Consider the following 16489-nt stretch of genomic DNA (forward strand, 5'->3'; position numbering starts at 1 on the left):
GTTTTCTCCGCCACCATCGGAACCGTTCCATGATCGACCGCGATTCGTACGGAATCGATAGCTGAGGGTTTTTTGATGGATGAGTCAAGGCTCGCCCATCAAAAAATCCTTGTTTTTTCTGCATTCGGGAGTCCTCTCCTATGAATGATGTTCAGGAAACGTCAATCTTCTCGATGCCGCTCGTGCGGCTGCGCAACCGGATCACCTTCGGAAGCGTGGAGAAGGAGCATTCCTACCAAGATCTTCTTGGCATCCAACTGGACGCATACCACGAGTTCCTCCAGGAGAACGTTTCGTCGTCTGAACGCAAGCCTACGGGCCTGCAGATGGCCTTCCAGACGAACTTCCCCATCGAGGACAATTCGGGTATCTACGAACTGAGTTTCCTCGAGTACCTGGTCGAAAAGCCCAAGTATACCGAGGAAGAATGCCGCGAACGTGAGTTGACCTATGCGAAGACGCTGAAGGCCAAGCTCCGTCTGTCCTCCAAGGCCGATCCGAGCTCCGAAGACTACATCGAAGCCATCGACCAGGAAGTCTACCTTGGCAACATCCCAGCGATGACGCCGCGCGGTACCTTCATCATCAACGGTGCCGAACGCGTCATCGTTGCGCAGCTCCACCGCTCGCCGGGCGTGTTCTTCGACGATGCCGTTCACCCGAACGGTACGAAGATCTTCTCGGCCCGTATCATTCCGTTCAAGGGTTCGTGGGTGGAATTCACCACCGACATCCATGACGTGATGTATGCCTATATCGACCGGAAGAAGAAGTTCCCCGTGACCACGCTGCTGCGTGCCCTGGGATATTCGAGCGACGAAGAATTGCTCGATCTCTTCGACCTCTCCGGTGAGGTCGCCGTCGCCGATCTGGATGACGACTACCTCGGCCGCCGCGTAGCGGCCGATGCCATCGACATGTCGACAGGCGAAATCGTGGCCACGCGCGACAACATCCTGAGCGACGACCTGATCGCCGTGCTCAGGAACTCGGACGTCGAGAGCATCAAACTCTACAAGTACGAGAACTCGAACGACGAACCGATCATCGCCAAGACCCTCGCCAAGGACACGTCCCGCACGCGCGAAGACGCTCTCGAAAGCATCTACCGCCAGCTCCGCTCCAGCGATCCGCCCGATCTCGATACGGCATGGAGCCTGCTGGACAAGTTGTTCTTCAACGAGAAGCGCTACGATCTCGGTGTCGTCGGACGCTATCGCATCAACGAGAAGCTTGGTATGGGCATTCCGCTCGACAAGACGACGTTGACGATCGAAGACATCGTGGCCATCATCCGCTACCTCATCGATCTGCGTGATGGCAAGGTGCCGGTGGATGACATCGACCACCTCGGCAATCGCCGTGTCCGTACGGTAGGCGAGCAGCTCACCGCACAATTCAACCTCGGTCTGACGCGTATGGCGCGTACGATCAAGGAACGCCTGAGCGTGCGCGACAGCGAGAACATCACGCCGAGCGAACTGGTGAACGCCCGTACCATCACGAGCGTCATCAACCAGTTCTTCGGTACGAACCAGCTGTCGCAGTTCATGGACCAGACGAATCCGCTCTCCGAGCTCACCCACAAGCGCCGTACGTCGGCACTCGGTCCGGGTGGTCTTACGCGTGAGCGGGCAGGCTTCGAAGTCCGTGACGTTCACTACACCCACTATGGCCGTCTTTGCCCGATCGAGACCCCCGAAGGTCCGAACATCGGTCTCATCTCGTCGCTGGCCATCCATTCGCGCGTGAACAAGTTCGGCTTCATCGAGACGCCGTACTACAAGGTCGTCAATGGTGTGGTCACGGATACCATCGAACATCTTCCTGCCGAGAAGGAAGAAGGGATGATCATCGTTCCGGCCTCCACGCCGATGGATGTGAACCGCAAACTCAGCGGCGACCGCGTCAAGGCCCGCGTGAGCGGCGACTTCAAGGTGCTGTCGCCCCTCGAAGTGAACTACATGGAAGTCACGACGGATCAGATCACGTCGCCGGCCGCCTCGCTGATTCCCTTCCTCGAGCATGACGACGCCAACCGCGCACTCATGGGCTCGAACATGCAACGGCAGGGCGTGCCCCTGCTCCGTCCGAAGGCTCCCGTCGTCGGTACCGGTATGGAAGCCCGCGTCGCGCGCGACTCGCGCGCACTCGTCCTCGCCGAGGACGATGGCGTGGTCGAATACGTATGCGGTGACTACATCCGCGTGCGCTACGACGACAAGCGCTCCGACGACGACAAGCTGGTCTCGTTCGACGAAGACCGTGTCAAGACCTATCCGCTGCTCAAGTTCTACCGCACCAACCAGGACACGTGCGTCAACCACCGCCCGGTCGTCTATTATGGCCAGAAGGTGAAGAAGGGGCAACCCCTCATCGACGGTGCGTCGACGGAAATGGGCGAGCTCGCGCTCGGCCGTAACGTCATGGTCGCCTTCATGCCCTGGCGCGGTTACAACTTCGAAGACGCCATCATCATCAGCGAACGCATGGTGGCCGAGGACGTCTTCACGTCCGTCCACATCGAAGAGTACACGCTGCAGGTCCGGGACACCAAGCGCGGTGAAGAAGAGTTCACGCGTGAAATTCCCAACGTCAGCGAAGAAGCCACGAAGGACCTCGACGATCGCGGTATCGTTCGCATCGGCGCCAAGGTTCGCGAAGGCGACATCCTCATCGGCAAGATCACGCCGAAGGGCGAAACGGATCCCACGCCGGAAGAGAAGCTGCTCCGCGCCATCTTCGGCGACAAGGCAGGCGACGTCAAGGATGTGTCCCTCAAGGCGCCTCCAGGACTGAAGGGTACGGTGATCAACACCAAGCTCTTCGCACGCCGCGTGCTCACGAGCGACAGCGAATTCCGTCAGGAAGAGAAGAAGCGCCAGGACCTCATCACGAAGCGCGAGCAGCAGACGCTCCGCTCGCTCGATGCCGACTGCGTGGACCGCATGAGCACGCTGCTCGATGGCGAAACCAGCCTCGGCATCCGCTCGGCGAACGACTCCGTCGTCTATCGCTCCGGCGCCAAGCTCACGAAGAAGGACATCCTCTCCAAGTTCGAGGCCGGTACCTTCGTGCCGTCGATGATGGCCTACGACAACGACTGGGTGGCCGACAAGAAGATCATGAAGCTCCTGCACCGTCTGGTGGAGAGCTACAATAACCGTCGCAACAACATCATGGCCGATGCGCGCATCGAGCGCAACAAGATCGCCGCAGGCGACGAGTTGCAGCCCGGCATCCTGCAGATGGCCAAGGTCTACGTCGCCAAGAAACGCAAGCTGCAGGTCGGTGACAAGATGGCCGGTCGCCACGGAAACAAGGGTATCGTGTCCAAGATCGTTCCGCTCGAGGACATGCCCTTCCTTCCCGATGGACAGCCCGTCGACATCGTCCTCAACCCGCTCGGCGTACCCTCGCGTATGAATCTCGGCCAGCTCTACGAGACCGCTCTCGGATGGGCTGCCGAAAAGCTCGGCGTACACTTCGCCACGCCCATCTTCGATGGTGCATCGTGGGATGAAGTCGGCGACTATCTGGAGAAGGCCGGTCTGCCCCGCACGGGCAAGACGATTCTGCACGATGGCCGTTCCGGCGAGCCGTTCGAGAACGAGATCACGGTAGGCCAGATCTACATGATGAAGCTGAGCCACCTTGTGGAAGACAAGATCCACGCTCGCTCCATCGGACCGTACTCCCTCATCACGCAGCAGCCGTTGGGCGGCAAGGCCCAGTTCGGCGGTCAACGTCTCGGGGAAATGGAAGTGTGGGCTCTCGAAGCCTACGGTGCTGCACACACGCTGCAGGAAATGATCACGGTGAAGTCCGACGACGTGACGGGCCGTGCCAAGATGTATGAATCGCTCGTCAAGGGCGAGAACATGCCGGCACCCAATATCCCGGAATCGTTCAACGTACTCGTCCGCGAGCTGCAGGGTCTGTGTCTCGACGTCAAGATCGACTAAAGAAAAAGAACACGACATCGGAGTTACGATGCAATACCAATTCATCCCGAAGCGCGGGTTCTCGCAGATCACCATCCGCATCTCGTCGCCGGACGACATCCTGAACCGTTCGCACGGTGAAGTGACGAAGCCGGAAACGATCAACTACCGGTCTTTCCGACCGGAGAAGGATGGTCTCTTCTGCGAAAAGATCTTCGGCCCCATTCGCGACTGGGAATGCGCTTGCGGCAAGTACAAGCGCATCCGGTACAAGGGAATCGTCTGTGACCGTTGCGGTGTGGAAGTCACGCAGAAGAGCGTGCGCCGCGAACGCATGGGTCACATCATGCTGGCCGTGCCCGTCGTCCACATCTGGTTCCTTCGCTCGCTGCCGAGCAAGATCTCCGGTGTTATCGGCATGCCTACCAAGGACGTCGAACGGATCGTCTATTACGAATCGTACGTCGTGATCCAGCCCGGTTCCACGGGTCTGCAACCGAAGGACCTGCTCACGGAAGACCAGTACCTCGAAGTACTGGCCAACCTGCGTCCGGAAGAGCGAAACATGGACGACGACGATCCGCGCAAGTTCATCGCTCTCATCGGTGGCGAAGCCATCAAGGAGCTGCTGCGCCGCGTCGATCCCGACGAAGATTACTACAGGCTGCGTGAAGCGGTCAAGGAGGACATGTCGCAGCAGAAGAAGGCCGACCTTCTCAAGCGCCTGCGCATCCTCGACGCATTCCGTTCCGGCGAAGGCAAGGAGCCGAACCGCCCCGAGTGGATGGTGCTCGACATCATCCCGGTCATCCCTCCGGACCTGCGCCCGCTGGTGCCGCTCGAAGGTGGCCGTTTCGCGACGTCCGACCTCAACGATCTCTATCGCCGCGTCATCATCCGTAACAACCGTCTCAAGCGCCTGATCGACATCAAGGCGCCCGAAGTGATCCTTCGTAACGAGAAGCGGATGTTGCAGGAGGCTGTCGACGCCCTGTTCGACAACTCCCGCCGCGCCGTCCGCAGCGAATCGCAACGCGCACTCAAGTCGCTGGCCGACACGCTCAAGGGCAAGACGGGTCGTTTCCGTCAGAACCTGCTCGGTAAGCGCGTCGACTATTCGGGTCGTTCCGTCATCGTCGTGGGTCCCGAACTCAAGATCCACGAGTGCGGTCTGCCCAAGGACATGGCCGTTGAGCTCTTCAAGCCGCTCATCATCAGGAAGCTGATCGAGCGTGGCCACTGCAAGACCGTCAAGAGTGCCAAGAAGCAGGTGGAAAAGAAGACGACGGAAGTATGGGATATCCTGGACAAGGTGATCGACGGACACCCGGTTCTCCTGAACCGTGCTCCCACGCTGCACCGTCTCGGCATCCAGGCCTTCCAGCCCCGTCTGATCGAAGGTAAGGCCATCCAGCTTCACCCGCTCGTGACGACCGCCTTCAACGCCGACTTCGACGGTGACCAGATGGCCGTACACGTGCCGCTGAGCCACGAAGCGCAGCTCGAAGCCCTGCTCCTCATCCTGTCCAGCCACAACATCATGCACACGCAGAACGGTGAACCGATCGCCGTTCCGTCGCAGGACATGGTTCTCGGCGTCTACTACCTCACGAAGAAGCGTCGTGGCGCCAAGGGTGAAGGCAAGATCTTCTCCTCGTCCGAAGAAGTCATCATCGCCCATAACACGGGCCGTATCAGCATGCACGCCTCCATCAAGGTGCGTATCGGCGGACAGCTCGTGGAAACGACGACGGGACGCATCCTGTTCAATCAGATCGTACCGTTCGAACTGGGCTATCTCAACGAAATGCTCGGCAAGAAGCGTCTGCGTCAGGTCATCGCCCTCTGCTTCCGCAAGGCAGGTCTGGCCAAGACGGTGGAATTCCTCGACAAGCTGAAGGAAGCGGGCTTCCTCACCGCTACGCGTGGTGGTCTGTCCGTATCCATCGCCGACGTCGTGGTACCGGCCGAAAAGGTCACGATCATCGACAAGGCCCAGAAGGAAGTCGACAAGATCGAAGACTACTATCACTCCGGTGTCATCACCGAAGGTGAGCGCTACAACAAGATCATCGATACGTGGTCCACTGCCACCAACCGTGTCGCCGACAAGCTCTACACCGAGCTGCAGATGCACAAGGACGGCTTCAACACGTTCTGGATGATGATGGACTCGCAGGCACGGGGTTCGAAGGAACAGATCCGTCAGCTTGCGGGCATGCGTGGTCTCATGGCCAAGCCGCAGAAGACGGCTGCCGCTTCCAGCGCCGAGTTGATCGAGAACCCGATCATCTCGAACTTCAAGGAAGGTCTGACCGTTCTCGAATACTTCATCTCCACGCACGGTGCCCGTAAGGGTCTTGCCGATACGGCTCTCAAGACGGCCGATGCCGGCTATCTGACGCGTCGTCTGCATGACGTCGCGCAGGATGTCGTGATCGGTGACGATGACTGCGGTACGATCCGTGGCGTCGAAATGCGTGCACTGAAGGATGGCGAAGAAGTGAAGGAGCCGCTGGGCGAGCGCATTCTCGGCCGCGTGGGACTCACGGACGTCATCGATCCCGTGGACAGCACCGTCCTCGCCCGCAAGGGAGATCTGGTGACGGAAGAGATCGCCGACAACATCGAGAAGTCGCACGTCGAAGCCGTCATGATCCGCTCCGTACTCACGTGCGAATCGCGTCGTGGTGTCTGTGCCAAGTGCTATGGCCGCAACCTCGCTACCGGTCAGATGACCGATACGGGCGAGGCTGTCGGTACCATCGCTTCGCAGTCCATCGGTGAGCCGGGTACACAGCTTACGCTCCGTACGTTCCACACCGGTGGTACGGCCTCGCTCTCGCTCTCGCAGAGCGTCGCGACGGCCAAGTTCGACGGTGTCATCCAGTTCGAGAACGTCAAGTTCGTGACGTACGAAGGCGAAACCGAAGAAGTCAGCGTCGTGGTCAGCCGTTCCGGTGTCATCAGCATCATCGAGCCGGATTCCAATCGCGTTCTCACGAAGTACGACGCCATCTACGGTGCCGAACTCAAGGTCCGCGAAGGCCAGGCCGTCAAGAAGGGTGACATGCTGTACGACTGGGACCCCTACAACTCCGTCATCATCACGGAGAAGTCGGGCCGCGTCCGCTATCGCGACCTCGTGCTCAACCTCACCTACAAGGAAGCCAACGACGAACAGACGGGTCACACGACGAAGATCGTCATCGACTCGCGCGATCGTACGAAGAGCCCTGCAATCGAAATCGTCGACGAAGAAGGTAACATCATCCAGTCCTACATCATCCCGACGCGCGCACAGATCGTCGTGGATGACGACGAAGTGGTGTCGGTCGGTTCCAAGCTCGTCAAGATGCCGCGCGACCTCGGACGTTTGCGCGACATCACGGGCGGTCTGCCCCGCGTAACGGAGCTCTTCGAAGCACGTTCGCCGCAGGCTCCCGCGACGGTCACGGAAATCGATGGCATCATCTCGATCGACAAGCCGAAGCGCGGTTCGCGCGTGATCACGGTGACGTCGCTCGACGGTGAGCTCAAGCGCGACTACAGTGTGCCGATCGGTCGCCACGTCCTCGTACAGGAAGGTGACCTCGTCCGCGCCGGCGATCGTATCTCGGAAGGCGCCATCAACCCGCACGACATCCTGCACATCAAGGGTATCAACGAAGTGCAGGCCTACCTGGTGAACGAAATCCAGGAAGTGTATCGCATGCAGGGTGTGAAGATCAACGACAAGCACATCGAGATCATCGTCCGCCAGATGCTCCAGAAGGTCCGCATCACGGATGCAGGGGACTCGCAGTTCCTCGAAGGAGACCAGATCGACCGTATCCGGTTCAACGACGAGAACGAGCACCTCAAGAGCTGCGTCGTCGTGACCGATAAGGGCGACTCCAAGCTCAAGGTCGGCCAGATCGTCGAGAAGCGGAAGCTCAAGGAACTGAACGACGAGCTGAAGAAGAAGGAGAAGGAAGGCATCAAGAGCCGCAAGGCGGAGCCGGCGATCGGCGAACCCCTGCTCCTCGGTATCACGCAGGCATCGTTGACGACGGAATCGTGGCTGTCCGCAGCCTCGTTCCAGGAAACGACGCGCGTACTCGCAGACGCTTCGGCGGCAGCGAAGGCCGACCGCCTTCAGGGCCTGAAGGAGAACATCATTCTCGGCCAGCTCATCCCTGCAGGTACGGGTCTGCGTACCTATCAGGACCTTATCGTCACCAGCGAAGTCGGCAACATCTTCGGTGCGGCCGCCATCATCCCCGAAGTCAAGGAAGAGGAAGTCGCACCCAAACGCGCTCCTCGCCGCAAGACCACGGTCTGATATGGCCGGGCGTCCTGCCTGAATGTTATGAGAGCCCCTGCGTTCCGCGTATGGGGCTCTTTCTTTTTTCGATGAATGGAGCGTCATGACATGAACGGTTTCTATGGTCCCGATCTCGCGATGGTGCATGCCGATGGATACGAATCCACTGCCCGACACGGAGCGCGATACGTCGTTGAAGCTCTCGCAGCTCGTGGAGTCCGTAACGGGACGATCGTCGACCTGGGTTGCGGCAGCGGCGCTTCATCGCTGATCTTCACCGAGGCGGGATTCGACGTCGTCGGCATCGATGTTTCCGCTGCTATGATCGATATCGCGAAAAGTCGCAATCCCGGTGCGACCTTCATCGTCGGCGACATGCACGGAGCGGAACTGCCGCAGGCCGCCGCCGTCGTATCCTTCAATGAATGCCTCGCCTACGTCATCGAGGAAGGGGATCACGGACCCACCTTGCAGTCCTTGTTCCGGCGGCTGCGCCATGCCCTGGGGCCGGGCGGTCTGTTCGTCTTCGATATGCTCGACGAAACCCCTCACGCAGGCTCGGATCGCAACGTCCGTTTCGTGGAAACGGAGAACTCGTCCATCGTCGTCGAAGCCACGCGGAGGGGAAACCTGCTGATGCGGGATATCACGTTGTTCCGGAAGGACGGCGCCTCGTACCGTCGCACACGGGAAACGCACGTGCAGAGATTGTACGATCCGGCTTCGATCATCGCGTCGTTGACGAAGGAAGGATTCGCCACGCGTATCGATAGATCGTACGGTGAGCATCCCTTGCGTCCGGGTGGCTTCATGATGGAATGTACCGTCGACTGAACATCGTCCGCATGCCGGAACGCGCGCATGGCGTTGGGATGTAGTTTAGGGCGTCGGACAAGAGCGCACCGACAGGTGCCGGCTTCGTGTCACATTCACACGGCCGTACGCTCGATACGGATCATGAACGTAGCATGGAGTGAACGATGATGGAACGATCGGAAGGGCGGACGTCGCATCTGCAGGCGATGCTCCATCTATGGCTGTCGCTGGCCGTGTGCATCGTCGTGTCCGATTCCGCACTGTTCGCGCAGCAGCGTCTACCGGTCGGCGACGGTGCGTCGGTGGTGACGTCGGCACTGGTTTGGGATGGGCGCACTTATGCCACGTCGGTGAATCAGCTCTATCGTCAGAACGACGCTGGAATCATGGAGCGCATGACGCAGGCGAACGACGTCGTCGAAGTCCGGCTTTACGACGCGAACGGCGATGCCATCCTTGCCCATATCGTGCGAACGGATGGTTCGCGGAGGACCGCCTCCATCGCACTGACGACGGATGGCGTCTCCTGGAATCATGTCATGACCATCGCATCGGGAGAAGCTCCCGTATCGGCCGTCATGACGAACGACGAGATCGCGGTCGTCACCGTTTCGACGATCGATCCTGCTTTCCAGGCCATCCTGATGACCTATCCGCTGCATGGCGGAGATCGGCGTACGATAACGTTGCCGCTCTCGGGTCGGAGCGGTGTGAAGGTCCATCGCAAGGCCGCGGGAATCGTGGTCAGCGGCTATGTTTCCGACGATACTCTTGCCGCATTCGGATTGACAGACGTGGAACCATACGTCGAGCGGCTGTATCCCGAGGCACGACGCGTCCTCGTCCCGACGGGCGATATCGGTGGTCCGGTCTACTTCCACGGTTCGGGTGACACACTTGCCGTCGATGGTCTGCCGTCCCGTTCGCGGATCATCCTGCCCGAAGGGGCATCGGAGATTCCGTACGAACTTTCCCTCGTCGATACGACCATTCTGATCGAAGCGGCAGGACGATTCCTCGTCAGCACGGACGGTGCGACATGGACGAGAATGGTCAAGCGGCCAGCACGATTCACGGAACAGGGCGATGAAGCGCTCTATGCCAACGACAGTATCATGCTGTTCTCGCAGCGATCCGTCGGTCTCTGGACCTATCGCCGCGATTCCAATGCCGCCGTGATCGGACCGTCGGGCATGCAGAGTTCGGCAGGCTTCGTCATGGGTACGGCCGGTGGACACGTACTGCTCGCCAATAGCATCATCGACGGCAGGTATGCACTGGAGATATGGAAGCCGGACGACGTGGCGGGCAGTCGAGTCGTCATCCATACCGACGCCTACGTGTCGAAGATCTTCAGCACATCTGATGGGGCGTTCATCGGCGATCCTGTCAACGGATTGCGGGAAGTGAACATCGAAGGGGCATCCCTCGAATCGAGGGGCCTCGTCGGCCGTACCGTTACGTCCGTCGCCACGAGTGATGGCGTCCGCCTCGCGGCGGCCGATGGCCGTCTCTACGGACAGCGACCTGCCGTATCGGACGAGTGGGCGCTGGTCGATATCGGGGAGGGTCAGCCGGTCGATATGGTCGTGCGCAACGACACTGCCTACGTCGTCATGCGTGTCATCGATCACGAAGAGGGGCTGCAGTCCTACGTGCTTGCCGTCGTCGATCTGCGAACGATGGCGGAATCGCAGCGTTACATGCTGGTGCGGGATGGTGACGGCCTGGCCTTCCACTGGATGATCGGAACGAAGTCCACGCTCGTCGTCTATCTCGGCGACATGCTGCTGTCGAGCAGGAACGGTGGTGAGAGCTGGGGAGGCAATCCCACGGACATCGGCTTCGCCGGTGTGCCGGCCGCCGACGGTACGGGATGGTGTGTGCCGTGCCGGAATGCGATGTCGATCGGTATCTGCGTTTCCGCCGATGCCGAAACGTGGTACGGATATGCGCTGGACATTCCGGACGTCGACAAGGGTATCGCCGTCATTTCGGCATCCGGCTACACGGTAGGTACCGTCGATGGTGTCTACGCCGTGGCGGGACCGCTGACGTCGGTGGATGAGTGGCGTCACGAAGGCGGTATCGCAACGAACGACGATCTGTCGGGTCCTGGTACCGTAACCATCGTCGACGTGCGTGGAAACGTCATTCTGCGCGAGCACCTTTCCGCGATCACGACGGATCACGTTGTGGCGATGATGGATGGTCTGGGTGCAGGTCCGTACATATGCGTCGTCGACAATGGTGCGCGGCGTGTGGTGCGGAAGATCGTGAGGTATCGGTGAGTGAAGGCGGGCCGTTCGAGCCGTGCCATGTGACATGGCTGAATGGATCGGATACGCAGTCCCTGGGACGTCGGGTCCCTCCGTGCTTCATCAAGGGAGCCGTATTACCGTACCGAAATCTGGATATTTTTGATCGGTAACGAAACCGGTCGTTTGCAGTTCCTTGCGTGGCTCATGACAGGCACGATCGGGAGCGTCCTGGCCATCCTTGTCGGCACGGAAGGTGCCGCTATCATCTTTACAATCTGGATCGGAGAAAACTCATGACGTTGTTCCGTCGTGTCGTCGTACTGGTCGTCGCCGTCATCGGACTTTGCCTTTCGGCGAAGGCCGACACGCTCTACGTCAACATCCAGGCCGAGCCCGGTGGGGACGGCCGTAGCTGGAATACCGCCTACCGTCATCTCAACGACGCGCTCACGGCAAGCCGCCAGGGCGACGAACTGTGGGTTGCGAAGGGAACGTACAAGCCCGATCAGGGAACGGATCGCACCGCCGGGGACAAGAACGCTACGTTCCGCATCCTGAACCGCAGACAGGTCTACGGTGGATTCAAGGGCACGGAGACACTGCGCGAAACGCGCGACTGGTATCGTAACCGGACGATCCTCAGCGGCGATCTTCTGGGGAACGATGCCGAGGTGATCGACGTGAGCGACGTTACGCGCTTCGACAACAGCATGAACGTCGTGACCATGACGAGCGGTGATCTCGACTCGATGACGATCATCGACGGTCTGGTGATCACGGCCGGCTTCAATCCTCTTGGCGAGGGTGCCGGTATCCTCGTCGGTGCCGACTCCCCGATCTTCCGCAACTGCGAATTCCTGCGGAACGGGGCGAGCAAGGGTGGCGCCGCATACGTGACGGGAACGGGACAGGCGAAGTTCGAATACTGCACCTTCATCGAGAACATGGCCCTGCGTGAAGGTGGCGCCATCTGCTACGAAGGCAGGAAGGACAGTCTTACGCGTCCGGCCGTATCGCAGTCGCACTTCATCGGCAACAGGGCGGGATCGCGTGGAGGTGCCATCAGCTTCGTCGATGCAGGTACTCCCCGCGTCGCCAGCTCGGTCTTCTACGGCAATCGCGTCGAAGGGATCGGTGGCGCCGGTGGTGCCATCCATGCCGACGAGAGGACGATTCCCTACGTCGTGAACACGACGTTCGTGCGCAACCTGTACGGTGACAGCTCGGGAGTCGGTGCGGCCGTGGCCATGCATGGAGCAGGTGTCCTCAACAGCATCTTCTGGGGAACCGAGGAAGAGAATCAGCGTCAGATCGCACAACTGGATACGACGGGTCTCGATACGATGATCGCTGCCAGGGCCTGTCTGGTACGTAACGACTTCGACTTCGGCTTCTGGCAGAACGATCCGATGTTCATCGATATCGAACATCCTGCCGGTCCCGACGGCTTCCTGGGAACGGACGACGATGGACTTCGCGTCGATGCGATGTCGACTGCGCATGATGCAGGAGTCATCGACGGATTCGTGAACCACTGGCGTACCGACTGCATCGGCAATCCTCGTCTGGTCGAGCGCAAGATCGATCTCGGCGCCTACGAGTGGCAGCGTCCTGGGCACGAACGCTATCGTGAGATCGTACGTGAAATGCGCGAAGACGGTCTCGTCTACATGTATCGTCACATGACGACGGACTGGGATCAGAAGGATCCGGGCCCGGCACCGGAATGCTTCCCCGGTCGTAACCTCAGTTATGAAGGACGTCAGCAAGGGATCACCATCGGCAAACACAGCCGTGCACTCGGTATCGACGTGACGGAAGTCCTGGCCAGTCCGGTATGCAGGTGCTGGGAGACGGCCTTCCTCATCTACGGTACCTACGAGAAGGTGGCATACTGGGGTAGTGGCGGAGGCGCCAGCAACGATGCCGGTCGCCGTGCCGATCTGTCCAGACTGGTGCTGCCTGCGGGTACGTCGCGTGCGATCGCCACGCACGATGCCGTCATCCTCACGCTGATCGATTTCACGTCGGCGGAAGTCATGGAAGGCGATGCCGTCATCATCCGTCCCCTCGGCGATACCTTCGAAGTCATCGGCCACTTCTGTTCCGACACATGGGAGCGCTATCATGTGCGCTTCCCGGATTCGACGTCGACGGGTGTCGATGGTGATGTCGATGTCGTTGCAGGCAACGGTATCCATGACGTCCATCCGAATCCCGTACAGTCGGAACTGGCTTTCTCGCTGTCGATGGGCGGTATGGTCCAGGTCATCGACGTGAACGGGGGCATCGTTCTCACGCAACGGATGACGCAAGGACGTCAGTCGTTGTCCGTTTCATCCCTGACGGCGGGCGTCTATGCCCTGCGTGTCGTCAGCGAACGCGGCGTTTCGACAGCGATGTTCGTCAAGCGGTGATTTCGCCGAAGGCGCGGGCCTTCTCTTCGTCGAAGACACCTTCCCATCGTGCCATGACGGCCGCGGCCAGGCAGTTGCCGAGCAGGTTGACGCTCGACCGGGCCATGTCCATGATCTCGTCGACACCGAAGATCATGGCTACGCCGATGGCTCCGTAGGGCGCGGGAAGGAAGGAATTGACGCAGGCGAGAAGGATGACGAGCGAAGCGCGCGGCACAGCGGCTACGCCCTTCGACGTGATCATCAGGGTGATCATCATCGCGATCTGCTGATCGATACCGAAGGTGAAGCCAGGTACGGTGCCCGCTACGGCCTGGGCGATGAAGACGCTGGCCATGGCGAGATAGAGCGTCGTGCCATCGAGATTGAAACTGTATCCCGTCGGCATCACGAAGCCGACGATGCGCTTCGGAACACCGAACTGCTCCATGTTTTCCATTGCCTTCGGCAGGGCGGATTCGCTCGACGTCGTGACGAAGGCAATGGTGAACGGTTCGCGTACGGCGCGGATGAACTGCTTCACCGGAATGCGGGCGATGCGCATGACGAAGCCGAGAACGATGACGACGAAGACGAGCAGGGCGATATAGAGCGAAGCGATGAGCATGCCCAGATTCTTCAGGACTTCCACACCCTGATGGCCGATGGTCGCCGCCATCGCCGCACCCACGCCGATGGGCGCATACATCATGACGTAGCCGGTGAACTTGAACATCACCGAGGCCAGACTTTCACACCACTGCACGATGGGTCTGCCCCTGTCGCCACTGGCCGAAACACCAAGACCGAAGAGCACGGAGAAGACGACGATCTGCAGGACGTCACCCTTGACCATGGCTTCGATGATGCTCGATGGGAAGATGTGGACCAGCGTTTCGATCAGCGTCTTCGGATGCGTCTGTCCGACCGTTCCCAATATTCCGGCATCCCCCTGGAGAACGACGCCCGCGCCGGGCTGGATGACGTTGACGACGAGCAGACCCAGGAAAAGAGCGACGGTGGTGATGATCTCGAAGTAGAGCAACGACTTCACGCCGAGCCTGCCGATCTTCTTTACATCTCCTCCGCCTGCGATTCCTGCCACGACCGTGGCGAAGACCAGCGGTGCGATGATGGACTTGATCATATGCAGGAAGATGTCACGCAACCAGGACAGGCTGGTGCCGAATTCAGGGGCGAAGTGGCCGATGAGTCCGCCGACGACGAGGCCGATCAGGATCTGTTTCGTGAGTGAAAGGTGCCACCAGGGCTTGGGCGAAGTATCGTGTGTCATCATGGGCATGGTCCTGTTGGATGACGAAGATAGTATTTTCGTCCGCTGACCACACGTACCTGGATGATCGATGACGTCACCACTTCAACTGCCCGAGTATCGGGCCTTCCTGCAACTGCGGTTCTTTCTGGCGACGGGTTGGCACATGCAGGGAGTCGTCATCGCCTGGTATGTCTATGCGATCACGAAGGATCCGTTCATGCTGGGAATGGTGGGGCTGGCCGAGGCCATTCCCGCCATCGGTGCGGCACTGCCGATGGGATACGTGATCGAACGCATGGAGAAACGTCGTGCCGTGCGCATCGCCCTGACGCTCATCGTGGTGTCGGCCATGATCTCGGCCGTCCTCCTGCAGCCTTCCATGCTTCCTGCGCTGGGCAAGCCGACGGTGATCGGCGGACTGCTCGCCATGATCATGGTGAATGGCTTCGCCCGCAGCATGTATTCGCCGTCGATGTTCTCCATGCTGTCGGCCATCGTTCCGCGTGATCTCATTCCGCAAGGAACGGCGCTGAGCAGTACGGTCTGGCAAGGTGCCGTGATCTCCGGTCCGTTGGCCGCAGGCCTCGTCTACGGTCACTTCGGTGTCACGGTGGCGTCCATTACCTATGTCCTCTTCATGATCATCGGTTCGCTCGGCGTGTTACGACTCACGCCGAAACCCGCCTTGCTCAAGGGGCGCGGCAGTTCGATGAAGGATGATCTGACGAAGGGACTCGATTTCATCTTCGCGAACAAGATCATCCTCGGTGCACTGTCCCTGGATCTCTTCGCCGTGCTGTTCGGTGGCGTGACGGCACTGCTGCCTGTCTTCGCCGATACCGTCCTCCACGTCGGTGAATCCGGGCTCGGCCTCCTGCGCGCATCGATGTCCATCGGCTCGGTGGTCATGATGGCGTGGCTGAGTTATCGGCCGCCGGCACGGAATGCCGGACGCAACATGTTGCTGAGCGTTGCCGCCTATGGCGGGTGCATGCTGAGCTTCGCCATGAGTACATCCTTCGCATTGTCCGTAGGGTTGCTCGTCCTTGCCGGTATCTTCGACAGCGTGAGCGTCGTGACGCGGCAGACGATCCTGCAACTCTATACGCCGGAAGACATGAAGGGGCGGGTCGCCGCTGCGAATACGATGTTCGTGTCGTCCAGCAACGAGCTCGGTGCAGTCGAAAGCGGTATCAGTGCCAAGCTGTTCGGTACCGTTCCGAGTGTTCTCATCGGCGGTACCATCACGCTGATCGTCGTCGCAGTCGTCACCCTCACGTCGCCTGCGCTCCGTGCCATGGATCTGTCCCAGAACGAAATCTGAGCGGCGCCGGCCGCCGCCTGCCCATCGCGGGGACTGTGGTCCTCTTCCGCGAGTCATCGCGTGCCTTCGAACGAACATCATCCATTCACTGATCCATCGTCATGAAATCATTGTTGTCGTATTGCTGTGCGTTCGTGATCGCCTGCGCCGGAATGAGTGCACAGGT

Annotated in this window: 8 protein-coding genes; 7 read left to right on the plus strand and 1 reads right to left on the minus strand. The window is 59.9% G+C overall.

Annotation, left to right across the window (positions count from 1 at the left end; all coding sequences use genetic code 11):
- Nucleotides 1-173: 173 nt before the first annotated feature.
- From BGO89_08980 to BGO89_09005, 6 genes are all read left to right on the plus strand, one after another.
- The gene (locus tag BGO89_08980; GenBank protein OJX57329.1) at nt 174-3965 is read left to right on the plus strand and encodes a DNA-directed RNA polymerase subunit beta; all 3792 of its coding nucleotides are present in this window, start codon (nt 174-176) and stop codon (nt 3963-3965) included.
- Between the two features lie 28 nt (nt 3966-3993).
- On the plus strand, nt 3994-8268 hold the full coding sequence (locus tag BGO89_08985; protein ID OJX56667.1) for a DNA-directed RNA polymerase subunit beta': 4275 nt from the start codon (nt 3994-3996) through the stop codon (nt 8266-8268).
- A gap of 90 nt (nt 8269-8358) precedes the next feature.
- The gene (locus tag BGO89_08990; protein ID OJX57330.1) at nt 8359-9084 is read left to right on the plus strand and encodes a hypothetical protein; all 726 of its coding nucleotides are present in this window, start codon (nt 8359-8361) and stop codon (nt 9082-9084) included.
- Nucleotides 9085-9230: 146 nt separating this feature from the next.
- The gene (locus BGO89_08995; protein ID OJX56668.1) at nt 9231-11357 is read left to right on the plus strand and encodes a hypothetical protein; all 2127 of its coding nucleotides are present in this window, start codon (nt 9231-9233) and stop codon (nt 11355-11357) included.
- Between the two features lie 42 nt (nt 11358-11399).
- Nucleotides 11400-11624, plus strand: a complete 225-nt coding sequence (locus BGO89_09000) for a hypothetical protein (protein ID OJX56669.1) — start codon at nt 11400-11402, stop codon at nt 11622-11624.
- A complete protein-coding gene (locus BGO89_09005; protein OJX56670.1) occupies nt 11621-13744 on the plus strand; it encodes a hypothetical protein in 2124 nt (707 codons plus the stop codon). The genes BGO89_09000 and BGO89_09005 overlap by 4 nt, the downstream gene beginning before the upstream one ends.
- Here BGO89_09005 and BGO89_09010 read toward each other — a convergent pair.
- The gene (locus tag BGO89_09010; protein ID OJX56671.1) at nt 13734-15026 is read right to left on the minus strand and encodes a dicarboxylate/amino acid:cation symporter; all 1293 of its coding nucleotides are present in this window, start codon (nt 15024-15026) and stop codon (nt 13734-13736) included. The genes BGO89_09005 and BGO89_09010 overlap by 11 nt on opposite strands.
- 61 nt (nt 15027-15087) lie before the next feature.
- Between BGO89_09010 and BGO89_09015 the strand changes: the two genes are divergently transcribed.
- Complete coding sequence (locus BGO89_09015) at nt 15088-16323, plus strand: hypothetical protein (GenBank protein OJX56672.1); 1236 nt, start codon at nt 15088-15090, stop codon at nt 16321-16323.
- The last annotated feature ends 166 nt before the right edge of the window (nt 16324-16489 follow it).

The sequence above is a fragment of the Candidatus Kapaibacterium thiocyanatum genome (genome assembly GCA_001899175.1).
Classification (GTDB): Bacteria; Bacteroidota; Ignavibacteria; order Kapaibacteriales; family Kapaibacteriaceae; genus Kapaibacterium; species Kapaibacterium thiocyanatum.

Bases quoted from the DNA above. Each gene is read 5' to 3' on its own strand.
- BGO89_09005 (OJX56670.1), top strand. From the start codon at position 11,621: ATGACGTTGTTCCGTCGTGTCGTCGTACTGGTCGTCGCCGTCATCGGA.
- BGO89_08995 (OJX56668.1), top strand. From the start codon at position 9,231: ATGATGGAACGATCGGAAGGGCGGACGTCGCATCTGCAGGCGATGCTC.
- BGO89_08985 (OJX56667.1), top strand. From the start codon at position 3,994: ATGCAATACCAATTCATCCCGAAGCGCGGGTTCTCGCAGATCACCATC.
- BGO89_08990 (OJX57330.1), top strand. From the start codon at position 8,359: ATGAACGGTTTCTATGGTCCCGATCTCGCGATGGTGCATGCCGATGGA.
- BGO89_09000 (OJX56669.1), top strand. From the start codon at position 11,400: ATGGATCGGATACGCAGTCCCTGGGACGTCGGGTCCCTCCGTGCTTCA.
- BGO89_08980 (OJX57329.1), top strand. From the start codon at position 174: ATGCCGCTCGTGCGGCTGCGCAACCGGATCACCTTCGGAAGCGTGGAG.
- BGO89_09010 (OJX56671.1), bottom strand. From the start codon at position 15,026: ATGCCCATGATGACACACGATACTTCGCCCAAGCCCTGGTGGCACCTT.
- BGO89_09015 (OJX56672.1), top strand. From the start codon at position 15,088: ATGACGTCACCACTTCAACTGCCCGAGTATCGGGCCTTCCTGCAACTG.